Below are 16,010 nucleotides of genomic sequence, written 5' to 3'. Positions count from 1 at the left end.
AGCTGGCAGGAGTTCCAGTGCACGCGCTCGAAGTCGTCGGCGTCGTAGGGGAGTTTGGAGAGGGTGTTGAGGCCGCTGCCGATGCCCGCGCCGCCGCTGGTGGGGGTGCGGTAGGGGTGTGCGGTGTCGCCGGCGTAGAGGTAGGAGTGGTAGTTGAAGTCCTCTTCCACGTGCACGATGTCGTACGGGGCGATGCGTTGGCCGATGGCCGTGGTGCTGGTGTCGCGCGGCGTCGAGGCGCTGGAGATGATCGACGGCAGGCCCGCCACGTTGTAGCTGAGCACGTTGAAACTGCCCGAGCCCGCGGCCGAGGAGACCGCCGTGCTCGTGGTGGTTGCTGCGGCCGCTGCGGGGGACGCGGCGGCGGCGAGGCCGCCGAGGGTGGCGGCCGCCGCCAGGCAGGCGAGGAGTCTGCGCATGCGGGAGTGTCTCCTGGGGAGTGAAAGCGGTTGCGAGGGGAGCGGGTCCGAAGTTACCGCCGGTTACTCGGCTTGTCGTGCCCCTGGCGAAACTTTCCGCGCGCTCTTGTTCCGCCCGTGGGGACGCCGTCGGCGCTCGTTTCCGCGCCGTTCGCCCTGGGCACTCGCGAGGGCGAGGCCGGGAGGTGGCTCATGCCCCAGAAACCGCAGCCCCGCAAGGGCGATCGCGTCGCGTGGAAGAGCCACGGGAGCGAGACCACGGGCCGGGTGGAGAAGAAGATCACCGAGCGGACCGAGGCGGCCGGACGCACCGTCGACGCCTCCGCCCAGGACCCGCAGTACGAGGTCCGCAGCGACAAGTCCGGCCGCACGGCGGTGCACAGGCCGGAAGCGCTCCGCAGGACGAGGGAGAAGGCGGAGAAGAAGAAGGAGGGGGAGGGAGCGGGCGGGGAGAAGAGCTAGGCGCGACGGCCGCCGCCCTTCGCGGCCGGAGGTCGGGCGCCCAGGGCCGCCGGTTCGGGGCCCTGGGCTAGTCCGGTTCGGCCCCCTGCGCTAGTGGTTCGGGCGGCCCTCGGGTCCGCGGGCGGCCGGGCCGGATCCGGCGGCGGGAGGGGTCTCGCCGTTCTCCCGGTCCGAGGCCGGCCAGACGTAGGGCAGATCGTCCGGCACGTCCGGGAAGAGCGGCGCGTAGACGGCCGGGTCCTTGCGCACCAGCGCCGACCGGTGGCTGCGGTGAAAGGCGTCGTCGCCCAGCCAGGGAGGAAGTTCCCCGGCCGCGGCCAGCCCGGCCTGGTCGCGCGGCGTCGGCGCACTCGGGGTCGCGGTCGGCGCGGCGGGGCGGGATGCAGCGAAGTCCGCGACCAGCGTGGCCGCGCAGGTGTCCTGGTGACCCAGGTCGCACCACGCCCGGCAGACCTCCAGCCCGTACCGCACCAGCGCCTCCTCGTAGCCCGCCCACATGCGCACGGCCGGATGCCTGCGCCATCCGTAGCCGGGCCGGACGAGGCCGCGCAGGACCTGCAGCGCCTCGACCCGCTGCTTCCCGAGCCGGCGCCGGTCCAGGACGAGCGCCGAGGCCCTGAAGTCGGGACAGGGCAGGAAGGTCTGCATGCCGCCACCCCTTTCAGAGCCCGTGGCGATCTCGTTCTGAGCCCGGAGCCCGGAGCCCGGAGCCGGGGCCCGCAGCCCGAACGGCCCTCACAAGTGCCCGGGCAGGGCGCCCGCTCGGGCACCCTCGTGCGCGTCCTCGTCGGTCAGAGGGTCGAGCCGGGGTCGCCGGGGCGGATGCGGCCGCGCCAGGCGCCGGTCTCGCCGCCGCGCCCCTCGACGTAGTCCTTGAAGCGGTGCAGGTCGCCCTTGACCCGGCGGTCGATCATGCCGAGCATGTCCGCGCCCTTCTCGGCCATGCCGGAGGGCTCGACGTCCATCACGAGCTCCACCCGGGTGTGGGTGTCGTCCAGTCGCTCGAACCTGACCGATCCCCGCTGCCGGGTCTCACCGCCGACGACCCGCCAGGTGATGCGGTCGTCCGGCAGCTGGTCGACGATCTCGGTGTCGAACTCTCGCCGCACTCCGCCGATCTTGGTGGTCCAGTGGTTGTGCCGTTCGTCGAGCTGCCGCACCTCCTCGACGCCCTCCATGAAGTTCGGGAACTCCTCGAACTGGGTCCACTGGTTGTAGGCCGTGTGGACGGGCACCTCGACGTCCACCGCATCCTTCACCGTGCTCATGAGCACCTCCTGGTCGCCGGCCGTGCTCGGCCGTACTTGCGTGCTTGCGGTCGTTGCGCACGTCGCCGGGTACCCGCGCAGACCGGCGTGAAGACCCGAGCGGACGAACGGCCTCCGCTTACCGCCCCCACCCGCCCCCGGCCGCCTCACCTCGACCCGTCCCGCGCGAAGAAAAGTCCTCTATGTCGGAAATGCGTATATGTGGCGCTGAGCCGGATACCCGAGCGGCATGACACGGACACTGAAGCGGCGCGGGTGGCACGGACGCCACGAGGAGCGCGACGCCGCCGCGCGCGAGGACGACACGATGCGGGCCCCGGCCTCCGCCCAGCCGGAGAACGACGGCCGGGACGTCGGTGAGGGCCAGGACGTCGGTGAGGGCGGGGGCGGGCCGGAGGCGGTCTCCGCGGGGCCGGACGAGGAGGTGGAGCGGCGGGCGCCCGACAGCCCGACCGACCTGCCACGACGCTCATGGACGGCGGTACTGAAGGGCACTCTGAAGGAGTTCAAGAGGGACGAGCTGAGCGACCGCGCCGCAGCCCTCACCTACTACTCGATACTCGCGCTGTTCCCCGCGCTGCTGGCGCTGGTGTCGCTGCTGGGCATCGTGGGCCGGTCGGCCACGCAGACGGTCCTGGACAACATCCAGAAGCTGGCCCCGGGCCCTGCGCAGGACGTCCTGCGCAGCGCGGTGCAGCAGATGCAGGGCAAGGGCGGGATCGGCTCGGTCATGGCCATCGTCGGCCTGCTGCTGGCGGTGTGGTCGGCGTCCGGTTATGTCGCCGCGTTCATCCGCAGCGCCAACGCGGTCTACGACGTCCCCGAGGGCCGTCCGGTGTGGAAGGTGCTGCCGGTGCGGGTCGGGGTGACAGTGGCCCTGATGGTGATGGCCGTGATCAGCGCGCTGATCGTCGTGTTCACCGGCGGTCTCGCCCGGCAGGCGAGCACGGCGCTGGGGATCGGCGACGCGGGGCTGACCGCCTGGTCGATCGCCAAGTGGCCGGTGCTGGTGGTGCTGGTCACCGCCATGATCGCGCTGCTGTACTGGGCGACCCCGAACGCCAGGGTCCGCGGCTTCCGCTGGATCACTCCCGGCAGCTTCCTCGCCCTGGTGATCTGGATGATCGCCTCCGCCGGGTTCGCGCTGTACGTGGCGAACTTCGGGTCGTACAACAAGACGTACGGAACCCTGGCCGGTGTGATCGTCTTCCTGGTGTGGCTGTGGATCACGAATCTGGCGATCCTTCTGGGCCTGGAGTTCGACGCGGAGATGGTGCGCCAGCGCGCCGTCGCCGGCGGCCACCCGGCCGACGACGAGCCCTACGTCCAGCCCCGCGACACCCGCAAGTGGGACGAGGAGGACCGCCGCCGCCTCGGGTCCTGAGCCGCGGCGGCACCGGCTGACGGGCCTGCGGTGACACCTTTCGGTGACGGTGGTCCGGTCGGCGGTAGAGCCGGGCTCACGGGGGTACTGGGGTGTCCGACCGGCATGGACGCCGAACCGGCGGCCCGCGCGCCCGGAGGAAGGGATCCTGTGAGCGCTCACCCCCCTCTCGCCCTCGCGGCGGCGACCCTCGTCGCCTTCGTGCTGTTGCTGCGCTGGGGAGCGACCCCTCGCCCCCGGTCCGTCCGTCACCACGACGGGATCCGGGAACCGCGCCGACCGGACCGCCCCGGCCCCGGCCGCCCCGGTTCCGGGCCCGTCGCGCCCCGGCCGGTCGCGGCCGGGGCCGAGGCGGTCCGGTCCGGCGGACGGGGGCGTCCCGGCGCTCCGAACGCCGGCGCCCGCGGGGCGCTGCGCGACGCCGAGCGGCATCTCAGCGCCCACTGGGAGCGGCTTCGGCCCCTTTACCCGCACGTCTCCGACACCGCCGCCCCCCGACACCCGGACCGGTAGCCGGCGGTCGACACCAGGACCGGTAGCCGGGAGTCGGACCGGAACGGGGGTCGCGGCGGCCGGCAGGAAGGCCCGGTGCTACAGGTAGTCCTCCAGGCGGGCGACCGTGTAGCCCTGTTCCTGGACGTGGCGCAGCAGGTTGGCCGTCATCTCCGTCATCGTGGTGCCCTTGAGCTCGGACGGTCCGCGGAAGTGGGCCAGGATGATGTCGCCCGGGTGGAGCTTCTTGTCGCCGCGCTGGTACTGCATGTTGTTGATCTGCATGGACTCGCGCCACAGGACGATGCTCTCGATGCCGCAGGACGCGGCCGCCGTCCGGGTGTCCTCGTTGTAGTTGCCGTAGGGCGGACGGAACAGCCGGGGCGCGGTGCCGTAGTGCTCCTTGAGCTTCTGCTGCTGGCCGCAGATCTCCCGCTTCTGGGCGGCCGCGCTCAGGGTGCGCATGTTCGGATGCGTCAGCGTGTGGTTCTGCACGTCGGCGCCGAGCGCCTGGAGCGGCTTGAAGTAGCCGTAGTCGGCGCTGATGGCGGCGTCCGTCAGGAACATCGTGAAGGGGATCTTCAGCTCGCGCATCATCGTCACGAACTGCGGGTCCTTCTCCGCGCCGTCGTCGAACGTGAGGAAGACGATCTTCTGCGTGGTGGGTATCTCGCTGATCACCGGCACCCCGCCGCCGGCGGCCTTGCGCCCCGCGGGCTTGGTCGCGGGAGGCGCGGGCGGTGCGGCCAGCGGCTTGAGGCCCCACTTGCGGTACGCCGCCTGGACGGCCCCCCGTGCCGCCGCACCCGCCTCTCCCCGCGCGGCCCGGGTGGGCGACGCCGAGCGGTCCGGGGCGGCCGAGCCGGAATCGGAGGCCGAGGAGGATCGGGACGTGCAGCCCGTGGCCAGTCCCGCCGCGAGAAGGAGACAGGCCGCCGCCGTCGTGATCCGCCTGTCCACCGTGTGCCACCCCGAGTCGTCGGTCCGCCAGTCTGTTCGACTTGCTTGACGCCGAACTGATGTCCGAGGTTCCACGCTCTGGCCTGCGGATCTGCCCGTGGTGACCGCCGCGGGCGGGTGATGTGTCCTTCGTCTCGACGCCGGACGCAGTGCCGTTCTCCGGCGGTCGCGCCGCGGTCGGCGGCACCTGCCCGGACGGGGCATCAGGGCAGGTCACAGCTCCGCAACGGGGGTGGCCGCGGGGGACACCGCATCCGCGGCGGGGGAATATCTACGGTCGTGACAGGAGAAATAGTCTTCGCGCGCGACGGTTATTCCCCGGACCGGAACTGAGTCGGAATTATTTTTCGCACGAGCAGAATGACGCCGTGCTAGTGTCGAGCTCAGTTGCAGTTGTGGTTGCCTTGAGGTTTTCCGACGGGTTGATCATCACGGCGACCGGAGTCCGCACAGGGTGGAACTCCGAGCACCGTCCCGAAGGAGATAGTTATGGCTACCGGCACCGTGAAGTGGTTCAACGCGGAAAAGGGCTTCGGCTTCATCGAGCAGGACGGCGGCGGCGCCGACGTCTTCGCCCACTACTCGAACATCGCCGCCCAGGGCTTCCGTGAGCTCCAGGAAGGCCAGAAGGTGTCGTTCGACATCGCGCAGGGCCAGAAGGGCCCGACGGCCGAGAACATCGTCCCCGCCTGACACAGGCGCTGACGCATACTTCTTGCAGCTGGGGCCCGCACCTTGGGGTGCGGGCCCCGGCTTGTGCATTTCCGGGTGTTTCCCTCCCCGTCCGCCGGTGCTCCGGCCCCCGTTTTTCGGCTCGTTCCCGCGATTTTCTGCGCTGTTCATCCCGCTGCGGAATTCCTTGGCACGCGCCCGTATCAAGGAAGGTTTCTTCATGAACCGTGCGCAGAAAACTCGCACTTATGACCGTTTCGGAAGCTCGGCCGGCAGCCGTTTCGGCGGCTCGCGCCGCTCCTCCGGTCCCAGCCGCCGACCGTCCGCACCGCAGGGCGAATTCGCGCTGCCGAAGACGGTCACCCCGTCGCTGCCCGCCGTCGAGTCGTTCGCCGACCTCGCGCTGCCGGCCCCGCTGCTGGCCGCACTCGGTCAGCAGGGCGTGACCGTGCCGTTCCCGATCCAGGCGGCGACGCTGCCGAACTCGCTGGCCGGCCGTGACGTGCTCGGCCGCGGCCGCACCGGCTCGGGCAAGACCCTCGCCTTCGGCCTCGCGGCACTGGCCCGCACCGAGGGCCGGCGCGCCGAGCCCCGGCGGCCGCTCGCGCTCGTCCTCGTGCCCACCCGCGAGCTCGCCCAGCAGGTCACCGACGCGCTGACCCCGTACGCCCGCTCCGTGCGGCTGAGGCTCGCCACCGTGGTCGGCGGGATGCCGATCGGCAGGCAGGCCAGTGCGCTGCGCAACGGGTCCGAGATCGTCGTCGCGACGCCCGGGCGGCTCAAGGACCTCATCGACCGCGGCGACTGCGTGCTGGACGACGTCGCCGTCACCGTCCTGGACGAGGCCGACCAGATGGCCGACATGGGCTTCATGCCCCAGGTCACCGCGCTGCTCGACCAGGTGCGCCCCGAGGGGCAGCGGATGCTGTTCTCCGCCACCCTGGACCGCAACGTCGACCTGCTGGTGCGCCGCTACCTCAGCGACCCGGTGGTCCACTCCCGGGCGGCTCAAGGACCTCATCGACCGCGGCGACTGCGTGCTGGACGACGTCGCCGTCACCGTCCTGGACGAGGCCGACCAGATGGCCGACATGGGCTTCATGCCCCAGGTCACCGCGCTGCTCGACCAGGTGCGCCCCGAGGGGCAGCGGATGCTGTTCTCCGCCACCCTGGACCGCAACGTCGACCTGCTGGTGCGCCGCTACCTCAGCGACCCGGTGGTCCACTCCGTCGACCCCTCGGCGGGCGCGGTCACCACGATGGAGCACCACGTGCTCCATGTGCACGACGCGGACAAGCACCGCACCACCACGGAGATCGCGGCGCGCGAAGGCCGGGTGCTCATGTTCCTGGACACCAAGCACGCGGTGGACAGGCTGACCACGCACCTGCTCAACAGCGGCGTGCGCGCGGCGGCCCTGCACGGCGGCAAGTCCCAGCCGCAGCGCACCCGCACCCTCGCCCAGTTCAAGACCGGGCACGTCACCGTGCTGGTGGCGACCAACGTCGCCGCGCGCGGCATCCACGTCGACAACCTCGACCTGGTGGTCAACGTGGATCCGCCCAGCGACCACAAGGACTATCTGCACCGCGGTGGCCGTACCGCCCGCGCCGGCGAGTCCGGCAGCGTCGTCACCCTGGTGACCCCCGGCCAGCGGCGCGGCATGACCAGGCTGATGGCCACGGCCGGCATCTCCCCCCAGGTCACTCCGGTGCGTTCGGGCGAGGCCGAGCTGAACCGCATCACCGGCGCCCAGGCGCCGTCCGGCGTCCCGGTCGTCATCACCGCGCCGCCGGCCGCGAAGCGGCCCCGACGCGCCGGATCCCCGTCGTCGGCCTCCTCGTCGTCCCCGGGCTACCGGGGCCGGCGCGGCACGGGCCGGCCCGACCGGGAGTCGGCGCAGCGCGGTGGCCGACGGCGTTCCGTCGCCGACCCGGCGGCCTGAGCCCTCGTCACCTCGTCATCCCGTCCCCACCGCCGCCTCGTACGCGGCGGTGGGGACGGTCTTTTCGTCCACTTCGGCAGGAGGCATCTTTGACACCGGTTCGCACGCGACAGCACCGGGCGGATTCCGCTCTCACGACCAGGGTCCACGGCGTGGAGCCGTCCGGGCCCCGCGTCCTGGACGACATGACCGTCGAGGTGGCCCTGTCCCTGATGGCCGGCGCGGGGGTCGAGTACCTCATCCTGTGCGACGGCGACGACCAGTGCACGGGCGCCGTCAGCCGCGACCGGCTCACCGTCTTCCGGGACACCCCCGCGTACACGGACCGGGTCCGGCTGCGGGACGTCCCCGGGGCGCAGCCCGTCTGACGCGTGACGCGCCGCCGTCGTCCCTGAAGCCGCAGGGCGAGACCCGGCGGACGGCGGCGAAACAGCCGAATCCGACGGCGCGCCCCCGGACAGGTCTTAGCGTGGGGCCATGACAGCGAGTTGCCAGGCCTGCGGGACCCCGATCGAGAGCGCCGGCGGCCCCGGGCGGGTCGCCTCGTACTGTTCGCAGGCGTGCCGTCAGCGCGCCTACCGGGAGCGCAGGCGGCCGGACGGGACGCCGGTCAGGGAGCTGGTCTCGGACATCGGGAGCCGGCTCGGGCGGCTGCGGCTGCAACCGGGGCTCGCCTTCCACGCCGACGTCGAGGCCCTGTCGACCCGGTTCGCTCAGCTGCGCCGCCTCGCCCGCGAGGCACGGCAGACGGGCGCGGGGGAGGCTCGCCCGGGGGGTGAGGCGCTCGCGGAACGTCACCCGGAAAACGTCACACCGGACACCGTGACGAAACCCCTCGTGCCGCCTCCCGGTCCCCGCGGAACGCCGTCCGGCTCCGCTGGGATCTCTTCCGGCTCCGCTGGGACGTCCTCCGGTGTCCATGGGCCGTCCGGTGAGGACGCCTTCACCTCCCTCGTGGAGGGGCACCGACGCGAGCTGCGGGTGCACTGCTACCGGCTGCTCGGGTCCTACGACGAGGCCGATGACCTCACGCAGGAGACGTTCCTGCGGGCCTGGCGGGCGCGGGACGCCCTGGAGGACGTGGCCAACGTCCGGGCCTGGCTCTACCGGATCGCCACCCACGTCTGCCTCGACTTCCTGCGCAGGCACAACCGTCGCCCGGCGCCGTACGAACCCGTGCCGGGCCTGGACTCCGGAGACGGGCCCCCGCCCCCGCGGCTGCCCTGGCTCCAGCCGTTCCCGGACGACCAGTTGCCCGAGACTCCCGCGCCGCAGCGCCGCCCCGACGAGGAGGCCGTGGCCGGCGAGACCCTCGAACTGGTCTTCCTGACCGCCGTCCAGCTGCTTCCGCCGCGTCAGCGTGCGGCGGTGATCCTGCGGGACGTCGCGGGCTGGTCGGCCCAGGAGACCGCGGACCTGCTGGGTTCCACCCTGGCCTCGGCGAACAGCGCGGTGCAGCGCGGCCGTTCGGCGCTGCGGGAGGCGCTGCCGGGACGGCGCGAGGACTGGTCGGCCGCGGCGACGCCCAGCGCCGAGGACCTGAAGCTGGTCCAGCGGTACGTGGACGCCGTCGCCCGGGCCGACTTCGACGCCATGGTCGACCTGGTCCGGGAGGACGCGGTCCTGACCATGCCCCCGAACCCGTTCTGGTTCACCTCGCGTGACGCGCTGTTCGCGTTCGTGCGGCCCAACATCGACCCCGCGTCGCCGACGTTCTTCGGACACTGGCGGCTCATGCCCGTCCGGGCCAACGGCCAGCCGGCGGTGGCCGGTTACCTGCGACGCCCCGGGACCAGCGTGTTCCGGGCCCAGCTCATCGACGTCCTGCGGACACGGGAGGGCCGGATCGCCGAGATCACCACCTTCGAACCGCATCTCTTCCCCGCGTTCGGGCTGCCCATGACGCTCTGAGTCCCGGCCGGCCGATGAGTTTTCCCGGCGGCCGCGTCTTACGGGGTGACGGGCGCACCCGGCGCCCCGGTCCGAGGAGCGGATGAGGCATGGTCAAGAGCCTGGAGAACAAGGTCGCGGTCGTCTACGGCGGAGCGGGATCGCTCGGCGCGGGAGTGGCGAAGGCGTACGTAGAGGCGGGCGCGCGGGTGTTCCTCGTCGGCCGCACGGAGGAGACGCTGCGCAAGGCGGCCGCCGAGACCGGCGCGGAGTACGACGTGCTGGACGCACGGGACGAGCGGGCCGTGGAGGCCCACGCGACGTCCGTCGTCGAACGGACCGGCCGCTTCGACGTCTCCTTCAACCTCGTGCCGCGCGGCGATCTGCAGGGCGTGCCGCTGACCGAGATGTCGGTCGAGGACTACACCCGGCCGGTCGTGCAGGGCATCGCCTGCCAGTTCGTCACCGCGCGGGCCGCGGCCCGCCGGATGACCGCGCAGGGGTCGGGCGTGATCCTCTCCCTGAACAGCGGGTCGGCCAACGGCACCCCGATGCTGGGCGGAACCGGCGCGGCCGACGGCGCGCTGGACGCGCTGATCCGCCAGTTCGCCCAGGAGGTCGGACCGGCCGGGGTCCGCGTCTGCGGGATCTGGACCGCCGGCGTCGTCGACACCCTCACCCCCGAGAAGCTGACGGCCGCCGGCGCGCCTGCCCGGGACGAGGCCGCCGTGCAGGCCATCCGAGCCCACCTGGACGGTATGCGGATGACGAGGCGCTCACCGCGGATCGCGGACATCGCCGCGCTGGCGACGTTCCTCGCCTCCGACGCCGGCGTCGCCGTCACGGGCACCTGGGTCAACGCCACCGCCGGAATGTTCCCGAGCTGACCGGGCCGCGGGGCGCCCGCCGTTCGCCTCACGCGTGTTCGGCGGTGGTCTTCAGGTCGTGGAGCCAGGCTTCGAGGCCCGCTGCGAGGGCCGCTGTCGCCATGGGGACGTCGGCCTCCACCTGGGCGCCGGTCCATGTCTCCTCGGTGTGCACGCGTACACCGCCGTCGACCTCCGTGAACGTCCACAGATGGACGCCCTCGTCGATGCGCAGGCCCTCGCCGACGGCGGGCCCGCTCCACAAGAGGCAGCCGCCGCGCTGGAGTTGCCGGACGGTGGAGGTGATCTCCAGGGTGGTGGCCGGAGTGGTGGGGGTGGCGGGCGCCGGGGTGGTCCAGCGGAACCGGGAGCCCCTGCGGAGGGGGCCCGCGTCGAGCCGTTCGACGCCGGTGACCGGCGGCTGCCAGACCGGCCAGCGCTCGACGTCGGTCTGCAGTCTCCAGACCCTCGCGAGCGGCGCGTGGATCACGACGTCGGACCGGTACCGGATGCGCGCCGCGGGATCCACTCCGTGACCACGGCACGCGCCGCCGTCCTGACGGCCCGGGGCGGCTGCGGGAACGGAGGCGGACCCGAGGGCGGTCCGGGGAGCGGTCTGAGCGGCAGGGGCGGCGGGGGCGGCGGCCATGAGGACACCGGTGGCGGCGAGCGCGCTCACCAGCGCGGCCGTGCGTTCGGTGCGCCTGAAGCGTTTGACGCGCGTGGTCCGCGTGGGTCGTAGGGTCCGCGTGGTCCGCGAGGTACCAGCGGTGCGGGTGGTGGGTTCAGTGCTGGACACGGTGGTCCCTCTTCTCGTCGTGGTGAGGGGCGCCGGGGGCGGACGGCCCGGTCGCCCGGGGAGGCCTGAGTGCCCGCCCGACTGCCGACCTGGCCCGCTCGCCCGTGCGGGCGGCCGGGGGCGCCGGGGGGAGGCGGGACTACGGGTTGAGAAGGACCTTGCCCGCGACCGTGCCGGACTCGGCCAGGCGCAGCGCCTCGGCGACGTCGGCGAGCGGGTAGCGGGCCGCGATCCGGGGAGTGACGTCGCCCCGCTTCAGGGCCGCGAAGAGCTCGGCGAGATCGGCGCGCAGCCGGGTCCGGAATCGGTTCTTGGACAGGGCACGGCCCGCCCAGACGTTGAAGAAGGAGGCGCGGCGGCGGTTGGGCAGCGCGTTCCACAGCCACAGCCGGCCGACCAGCTTGAGCACCGGCCACTGCTGGGATCCCTCGTCGTCCCGCGTGGAGGCGGTGCCGTACGAGACGAGCGTGCCGCCGGGTGCGAGCAGCTTCCAGGAGTCCACGATGCCCCCGCCGCCGACGTGGTCGAAGACGGCGTCCACGCCCTCGGGGGCGAGTTCGCGGACACGCGCGGCGACGTCCCCGGTGCGGTAGTCGACCGGGGTGACCCCCTGCTCCCGCAGGGCGTCGTGGTGGCGGGCCGACGCCGTGCCGATCACCCGCACGCCGGCGGCCCGGGCGAGCTGGACGAGGATCGACCCCACGCCGCCGTTGGCGCCGTGGACCAGGACGGTCTGCCCGGCGCGGACCCGCGCCCTGCGGTGCAGCATCTGCCAGGCGGTGACGCCGTTGACGACCAGGGTCTCCGCCTCGGCCGGGTCGATCCCGTCGGGCACCGGAACGGCGTCGGCCGCGTCGACGAGCACATGGCTGGCCCAGGCGCCGACCTTCACCAGGGCCGCCACCCTGGCGCCGGCCAGGTCCGCAGCGACGCCCTCGCCCGTCGCCTGCACCGTGCCGACCAGGTCGTAGCCGGGCACGAAGGGGAACGGCGGCTGGTCGTAGTACCGGCCGCGGCGCATCTGCTGCTCGGCGAAGGAGACCCCGGTCGCCTCCATGCGGATCAGTACCTGGCCGGGCCCCGGAGCGGGAACGGCCCCGTGCCGGATCCGCAGCCCCTCGGGCTCGACCTTGCCCGGCAGGACGATCTCGACGAGTTCCTCGGCGGTGTTCATGACGACCTCCAGCGGTCCGTGACCGCAGCGTGTTAGCTGCACTTGCGTTCGTTAGAAGTTGTAACGCACGCCGGAGTCACTGTCAATAACCTTCGTGATAGCCTCTAACTATTCGGGTACGGAAGGCGGCGGCAGACCATGACGGAGACGGGCGCGACCACCCCGCGCGAGCGCTACCGCGCCCAGGTGCGTGCGGAGGTCAAGCAGCGGGCGTGGGAGCAGATCGCCACGGCGGGGGCGTCCGCGCTCTCCCTCAACGCGATCGCCAAGCAGATGGGGCTGAGCGGGCCCGCGCTGTACCGGTACTTCGCGGGACGCGACGAGCTGATCACCGAGCTCGTCAGGGACGCGTACCGCAGCCTCGCCGACGCCTTCCGCGCGAGCGCGGCCGCGGGGACCGGCGTCGCCGGGCTGGCGCACACGCTGCGCGCCTGGGCGCTGGACGACCCCCAGCGGTACTTCCTCGTCTACGGCACGCCGGTCCCGGGCTATCACGCACCCGACGACATCACCGAGCTCGCGTCGCAGATCATGACGAGCCTGCTCGACGCGAGCGCCGAAGCGCCGTCCGACGGCCCGGCGACCCCGTTCGCCGCACGGCTCGAGGGCCTCGGCCGGGAGTGGGCGGACGGCCACCCCGCCCCGCCCGCCGCCCTGCGCCGGGCCCTGGCCTTCTGGACCCGGCTGCACGGCGTCCTGTCCCTGGAACTCGCGGGCCACTTCACGAACATGGGCTTCGACCCCGCCCACCTCTTCACCGCGGAGCTGACCACTCTGACCGGCCCGACCGGCCTGCCCGCCCCCGCCGACGACGCCGGACAGGGCGGCCCGGAACACGGCGCCGGCGAACGCGACAGCCGGTAGGACGGCGGCCCGGAACGCGGACGGGGCGGCGTACGCCGACCGGGTGTCGGAGCACGCCGCCCTCCGGCGGATCGTCGCGGGCCCTGCGGCCACTTCGGGTCGCGGGCCCTGCGGTCACTTCGGGTCGCGGGCCCTGCGGTCACTTCGGGTCGCGGGCCCTGCGGTCACTTCGGGTCGCGGGCCCTGCGGTCACTTCGGGTCGCGGCTGAACTGCGCCATGGACCAGCGGTAGCCGAGCACGGTCAGGCCGACGCACCAGGCGACCGCGAGCCACCCGTTGTGACCGATCCCGGTGCCGAGCAGCAGCCCGCGCAGGGTCTCGATGGCGGGCGTGAAGGGCTGGTACTCGGCGATCGGCCGGAACCAGCCCGGCATCGAGTCGGCCGGGATGAAGGCACTGGAGATGAGCGGCAGGAGGATCAGCGGCTGCGCGCTGTTGGCGGCCGCCTCGGCGTTCGGGCTGGCCAGGCCCATGCCGACCGCGATCCAGGTGAGCGACAGAGCGAACATCGTGAGCAGTCCGAACGCGGCCAGCCACTCCAGGGCCGTGGCGTCGGTGGAACGGAAGCCGATGGCCACGGCGACGGCGCCGACCAGGGCCACGCCGGCCACGCACTGCAGCACGCTGCCGACGACGTGCCCGACGAGCACCGACCCGCGGTGGATCGCCATCGTGCGGAAGCGGGCGATGATGCCCTCGTTCATGTCGGTGGCGACGGACACCGCCGTCCCGATCACGGTGCCGCCGACGGTCATCATCAGGATGCCCGGGACGATGTACGCGATGTAGTCGGAGCGGTCGGCGCCGCCGATGCCCGCGCTCATCACGCCGCCGAAGATGTAGACGAAGAGCAGCAGCAGCATCACCGGGGTGAGCAGCAGGTTCAGGGTGAGGGAGGGGTACCGCCGCGCGTGCAGCAGGTTGCGGCGCAGCATCGTCCGTGAGTCGCGCACGGCGAGGGAGAGCCGGGTCGGGCGGGCGGGGGCCAGGGGGGCGCTCATCGGACGGACTCCTTGGACTGGTGGGGAAGGCCGGCGCCGCCGGTCAGGGCGAAGAACACGTCGTCGAGGTCGGGGGTGTGCACGGTCAGCTCGTCGGCCTCGATGCCGGCTCGTTCCAGCCGGTCGAGGACGGAGCGCAGTTCGCGCTGGCTGCCGTCGTTGGGGATCTGCAGCGCCAGCGCCTCGTCGTCCGTGGTGACCTGGCCCAGGGCGGAGACGGCGCTCCGGTACGCGGCCGGGTCGGAGAAACGGAGCCGCACGTGGCCGCCGGGGATCAGCCGCTTGAGCTCCTCGGCGGTGCCCTCGGCGGCGATCCTGCCGCCGTCGAGGACGGCGATGCGGTCGGCGAGCCGGTCGGCCTCCTCCAGGTACTGGGTGGTGAGGAAGACGGTCACGCCGCCCGTGACGAGCTCGCGGATGATCTGCCACATGGTGTGCCGGGAGCGCGGGTCCAGACCGGTGGTGGGCTCGTCGAGGAAGATGATCCGCGGGCCGCCGACCAGGGTCATGGCGATGTCGAGGCGGCGCTTCATGCCGCCGGAGTAGGTGGAGGCGGGCTTCTTGGCGGCCTCCACCAGGTCGAAACGCTCCAGCAGTTCGGCGGTCACCCGCCGCCCCTCGCTCCTGGAGAGGTGGTGCAGGTCCGCCATGAGGAGCATGTTCTCCTCGCCGGTGATCAGTCCGTCGACGGCGGAGAACTGCCCGGTGACGCCGATCGCGGCGCGGGCCGCCTGGGGGTCGGCGGCGAGGTCGTGACCGCCGACGCGGATCTCGCCGGAGGCGGGGTCGGGGGAGACGAGGGTGGAGAGGATCTTGACGGCGGTGGTCTTGCCGGCCCCGTTCGGGCCCAGCAGGGCGAAGATCGTCCCTTCGGGGACGGCCAGGTCGACGCCGTCGAGCACGACCTTGTCGCCGTAGGACTTGCGCAGCCCGTTCGCCACGATGGCCGGGTCTGTCATGAGGGTTCTCCTTCAGGAACTGCGGGTCGGGGCAGCGGGTCGGGGACGGCAGGGCAGGGGCTGGGGCTGGGGCCGGGTCCGGGACGGGGAAGCGGGGCTCAGAGACTGCGGGCGGTGATGTCGCCGTAGGCGGTGGTCGCGTGGATGTTCAGGGCGGCGGCGCCGTCGGCGTTGCGCAGCGCGTTGTGGACGCGGCCGAAGCCGGTGCCGGCGTCCAGGGACGCGGAGACCCCGCGGGCGGCGCCGACCGAGATCCCGCCGGCCTCGGTGCGCAGCGCGACCGTGCCGCGCACGGCCTCGGCGACGCTGATGTCGCCCTTCTGGGTGCTGATCTCCGCGGGGCCGCCCAGACGGCCGACCGTGACGTCGCCGGCCATGAGGGTGAGGCGGGCGCTCGCGGTCTCGTCCAGCTTGACCGAGCCCTGCGCGCCCTCGAAGGCGACGTCGCCGAGCCGTCCGACGCCCCGGAACTCGCCGCTCGCCGTCTTCGCGTCGACCTGGGAGCCGGCGGGCAGCTGGACGGTCACCTCGACGGCCCCGGAGCTGCCGAGGATCCGGCTCTTCGCCGGGGCGGCCTCGATGCGCAGGACGCCGTCGGCGTAGTCCACCGCGATCCGCTCCGCCGCCTTCACGTCGCTGCCGTTCGAGACGTCCGCCGGCAGGACCTCGACCGTGGTGTCGGACCGCTCGGCGGCGATGAACCGGATGCGTCCCGCGGGGACGTCGAGGACGGCGGAGACCGGGGTGGGGGTGGCGAACTTCTGCATCGTTCTCTCCTTTGACGACTGACTGTTTCCGACAGAGGAAAAGCTACGTTGCGTTCATCGATCACTCAATGACTTTGTTGCGATGA

General features: G+C 72.6%; 16 protein-coding genes and 3 pseudogenes. 10 read left to right on the top strand and 9 right to left on the bottom strand.

The window, feature by feature from the left end:
* Positions 1 to 419: pseudogene (locus BG482_RS38280) on the bottom strand (endonuclease); the annotation flags it as partial.
* A 192-nt stretch (positions 420 to 611) separates the two neighbouring features.
* On the opposite strand from BG482_RS38280, the gene BG482_RS38275 reads away from it, so the two are divergent.
* The gene (locus tag BG482_RS38275) at positions 612 to 881 is read left to right on the top strand and encodes a DUF2945 domain-containing protein (protein WP_069773825.1); all 270 of its coding nucleotides are present in this window, start codon (positions 612 to 614) and stop codon (positions 879 to 881) included.
* Positions 882 to 971: 90 nt separating this feature from the next.
* On the opposite strand, the gene BG482_RS38270 is transcribed toward BG482_RS38275, so the two are convergent.
* Entirely contained in the window at positions 972 to 1,529 is a 558-nt protein-coding gene (locus BG482_RS38270) for an MSMEG_6728 family protein (protein WP_069773824.1), read from the bottom strand.
* Between the two features lie 143 nt (positions 1,530 to 1,672).
* Entirely contained in the window at positions 1,673 to 2,149 is a 477-nt protein-coding gene (locus BG482_RS38265; protein ID WP_069773823.1) for an SRPBCC family protein, read from the bottom strand.
* Between the two features lie 229 nt (positions 2,150 to 2,378).
* Here BG482_RS38265 and BG482_RS38260 point away from each other — a divergent pair, with 229 nt between their 5' ends.
* Together BG482_RS38260 and BG482_RS38255 are read left to right on the top strand one after the other, a co-directional pair.
* On the top strand, positions 2,379 to 3,533 hold the full coding sequence (locus BG482_RS38260) for a YihY/virulence factor BrkB family protein (RefSeq protein ID WP_069773822.1): 1,155 nt from the start codon (positions 2,379 to 2,381) through the stop codon (positions 3,531 to 3,533).
* A 150-nt stretch (positions 3,534 to 3,683) separates the two neighbouring features.
* The gene (locus BG482_RS38255) at positions 3,684 to 4,046 is read left to right on the top strand and encodes a hypothetical protein (protein ID WP_069773821.1); all 363 of its coding nucleotides are present in this window, start codon (positions 3,684 to 3,686) and stop codon (positions 4,044 to 4,046) included.
* A gap of 78 nt (positions 4,047 to 4,124) precedes the next feature.
* Here the strand turns inward: BG482_RS38255 and BG482_RS38250 are convergent, their stop codons facing one another.
* Entirely contained in the window at positions 4,125 to 4,985 is an 861-nt protein-coding gene (locus BG482_RS38250; protein WP_069773820.1) for a polysaccharide deacetylase family protein, read from the bottom strand.
* Positions 4,986 to 5,474: 489 nt separating this feature from the next.
* Between BG482_RS38250 and BG482_RS38245 the strand changes: the two genes are divergently transcribed.
* From BG482_RS38245 to BG482_RS38220, 6 genes and pseudogenes are all read left to right on the top strand, one after another.
* Complete coding sequence (locus BG482_RS38245; protein ID WP_030224351.1) at positions 5,475 to 5,678, top strand: cold-shock protein; 204 nt, start codon at positions 5,475 to 5,477, stop codon at positions 5,676 to 5,678.
* A 199-nt stretch (positions 5,679 to 5,877) separates the two neighbouring features.
* A pseudogene (locus BG482_RS42010) lies at positions 5,878 to 6,645 on the top strand (DEAD/DEAH box helicase); the annotation flags it as partial.
* Between the two features lie 7 nt (positions 6,646 to 6,652).
* Positions 6,653 to 7,603, top strand: a pseudogene (locus BG482_RS38235) (DEAD/DEAH box helicase); the annotation flags it as partial.
* A gap of 152 nt (positions 7,604 to 7,755) precedes the next feature.
* Positions 7,756 to 7,971, top strand: coding sequence for a hypothetical protein (locus BG482_RS44425; RefSeq protein ID WP_069773818.1), 216 nt, complete (start codon positions 7,756 to 7,758; stop codon positions 7,969 to 7,971).
* Positions 7,972 to 8,080: 109 nt separating this feature from the next.
* Entirely contained in the window at positions 8,081 to 9,514 is a 1,434-nt protein-coding gene (locus BG482_RS38225; RefSeq protein WP_069773817.1) for an RNA polymerase subunit sigma-70, read from the top strand.
* Between the two features lie 89 nt (positions 9,515 to 9,603).
* Entirely contained in the window at positions 9,604 to 10,380 is a 777-nt protein-coding gene (locus BG482_RS38220) for an SDR family NAD(P)-dependent oxidoreductase (protein WP_069773816.1), read from the top strand.
* 28 nt (positions 10,381 to 10,408) lie between these two features.
* Here BG482_RS38220 and BG482_RS38215 read toward each other — a convergent pair whose 3' ends face one another.
* Together BG482_RS38215 and BG482_RS38210 are read right to left on the bottom strand one after the other, a co-directional pair.
* The gene (locus BG482_RS38215) at positions 10,409 to 11,008 is read right to left on the bottom strand and encodes an SRPBCC family protein (RefSeq protein ID WP_079142660.1); all 600 of its coding nucleotides are present in this window, start codon (positions 11,006 to 11,008) and stop codon (positions 10,409 to 10,411) included.
* A gap of 289 nt (positions 11,009 to 11,297) precedes the next feature.
* Positions 11,298 to 12,332 (bottom strand): medium chain dehydrogenase/reductase family protein, encoded by a 1,035-nt coding sequence (locus tag BG482_RS38210; RefSeq protein WP_069773814.1) that lies wholly within the window; start codon positions 12,330 to 12,332, stop codon positions 11,298 to 11,300.
* 138 nt (positions 12,333 to 12,470) lie between these two features.
* On the opposite strand from BG482_RS38210, the gene BG482_RS38205 reads away from it, so the two are divergent.
* Positions 12,471 to 13,196: a TetR/AcrR family transcriptional regulator gene (locus BG482_RS38205; RefSeq protein ID WP_079142656.1), complete on the top strand. Its 726-nt coding sequence runs from the start codon at positions 12,471 to 12,473 to the stop codon at positions 13,194 to 13,196.
* A 189-nt stretch (positions 13,197 to 13,385) separates the two neighbouring features.
* On the opposite strand, the gene BG482_RS38200 is transcribed toward BG482_RS38205, so the two are convergent.
* The 3 genes from BG482_RS38200 to BG482_RS38190 form a co-directional block, all read right to left on the bottom strand.
* Positions 13,386 to 14,198, bottom strand: a complete 813-nt coding sequence (locus BG482_RS38200; protein ID WP_069773813.1) for an ABC transporter permease — start codon at positions 14,196 to 14,198, stop codon at positions 13,386 to 13,388.
* Positions 14,195 to 15,157 carry an ATP-binding cassette domain-containing protein gene (locus tag BG482_RS38195; protein WP_069773812.1) on the bottom strand — a complete coding sequence of 321 codons (963 nt, stop codon included), beginning with the start codon at positions 15,155 to 15,157 and terminating at the stop codon, positions 14,195 to 14,197. Before BG482_RS38195 ends, BG482_RS38200 begins: the two co-directional genes overlap by 4 nt.
* A gap of 98 nt (positions 15,158 to 15,255) precedes the next feature.
* Entirely contained in the window at positions 15,256 to 15,924 is a 669-nt protein-coding gene (locus BG482_RS38190; RefSeq protein ID WP_069773811.1) for a DUF4097 family beta strand repeat-containing protein, read from the bottom strand.
* Between the last annotated feature and the right edge of the window lie 86 nt (positions 15,925 to 16,010).

The organism is Streptomyces sp. LUP30 (assembly GCF_001746365.1).
Classification (GTDB): Bacteria; Actinomycetota; Actinomycetes; order Streptomycetales; family Streptomycetaceae; genus Streptomyces.
Note: the sequence above shows the minus strand (reverse complement) of the source record. Positions and strands in the feature narration are given on the sequence as shown.

Bases quoted from the DNA above. Each gene is read 5' to 3' on its own strand.
- BG482_RS38195 (WP_069773812.1), bottom strand. From the start codon at position 15,157: ATGACAGACCCGGCCATCGTGGCGAACGGGCTGCGCAAGTCCTACGGC.
- BG482_RS38205 (WP_079142656.1), top strand. From the start codon at position 12,471: ATGACGGAGACGGGCGCGACCACCCCGCGCGAGCGCTACCGCGCCCAG.
- BG482_RS38190 (WP_069773811.1), bottom strand. From the start codon at position 15,924: ATGCAGAAGTTCGCCACCCCCACCCCGGTCTCCGCCGTCCTCGACGTC.
- BG482_RS38245 (WP_030224351.1), top strand. From the start codon at position 5,475: ATGGCTACCGGCACCGTGAAGTGGTTCAACGCGGAAAAGGGCTTCGGC.
- BG482_RS38270 (WP_069773824.1), bottom strand. From the start codon at position 1,529: ATGCAGACCTTCCTGCCCTGTCCCGACTTCAGGGCCTCGGCGCTCGTC.
- BG482_RS38215 (WP_079142660.1), bottom strand. From the start codon at position 11,008: ATGGCCGCCGCCCCCGCCGCCCCTGCCGCTCAGACCGCTCCCCGGACC.
- BG482_RS38260 (WP_069773822.1), top strand. From the start codon at position 2,379: ATGACACGGACACTGAAGCGGCGCGGGTGGCACGGACGCCACGAGGAG.
- BG482_RS38225 (WP_069773817.1), top strand. From the start codon at position 8,081: ATGACAGCGAGTTGCCAGGCCTGCGGGACCCCGATCGAGAGCGCCGGC.
- BG482_RS38275 (WP_069773825.1), top strand. From the start codon at position 612: ATGCCCCAGAAACCGCAGCCCCGCAAGGGCGATCGCGTCGCGTGGAAG.
- BG482_RS38200 (WP_069773813.1), bottom strand. From the start codon at position 14,198: ATGAGCGCCCCCCTGGCCCCCGCCCGCCCGACCCGGCTCTCCCTCGCC.
- BG482_RS38210 (WP_069773814.1), bottom strand. From the start codon at position 12,332: ATGAACACCGCCGAGGAACTCGTCGAGATCGTCCTGCCGGGCAAGGTC.
- BG482_RS38220 (WP_069773816.1), top strand. From the start codon at position 9,604: ATGGTCAAGAGCCTGGAGAACAAGGTCGCGGTCGTCTACGGCGGAGCG.
- BG482_RS38265 (WP_069773823.1), bottom strand. From the start codon at position 2,149: ATGAGCACGGTGAAGGATGCGGTGGACGTCGAGGTGCCCGTCCACACG.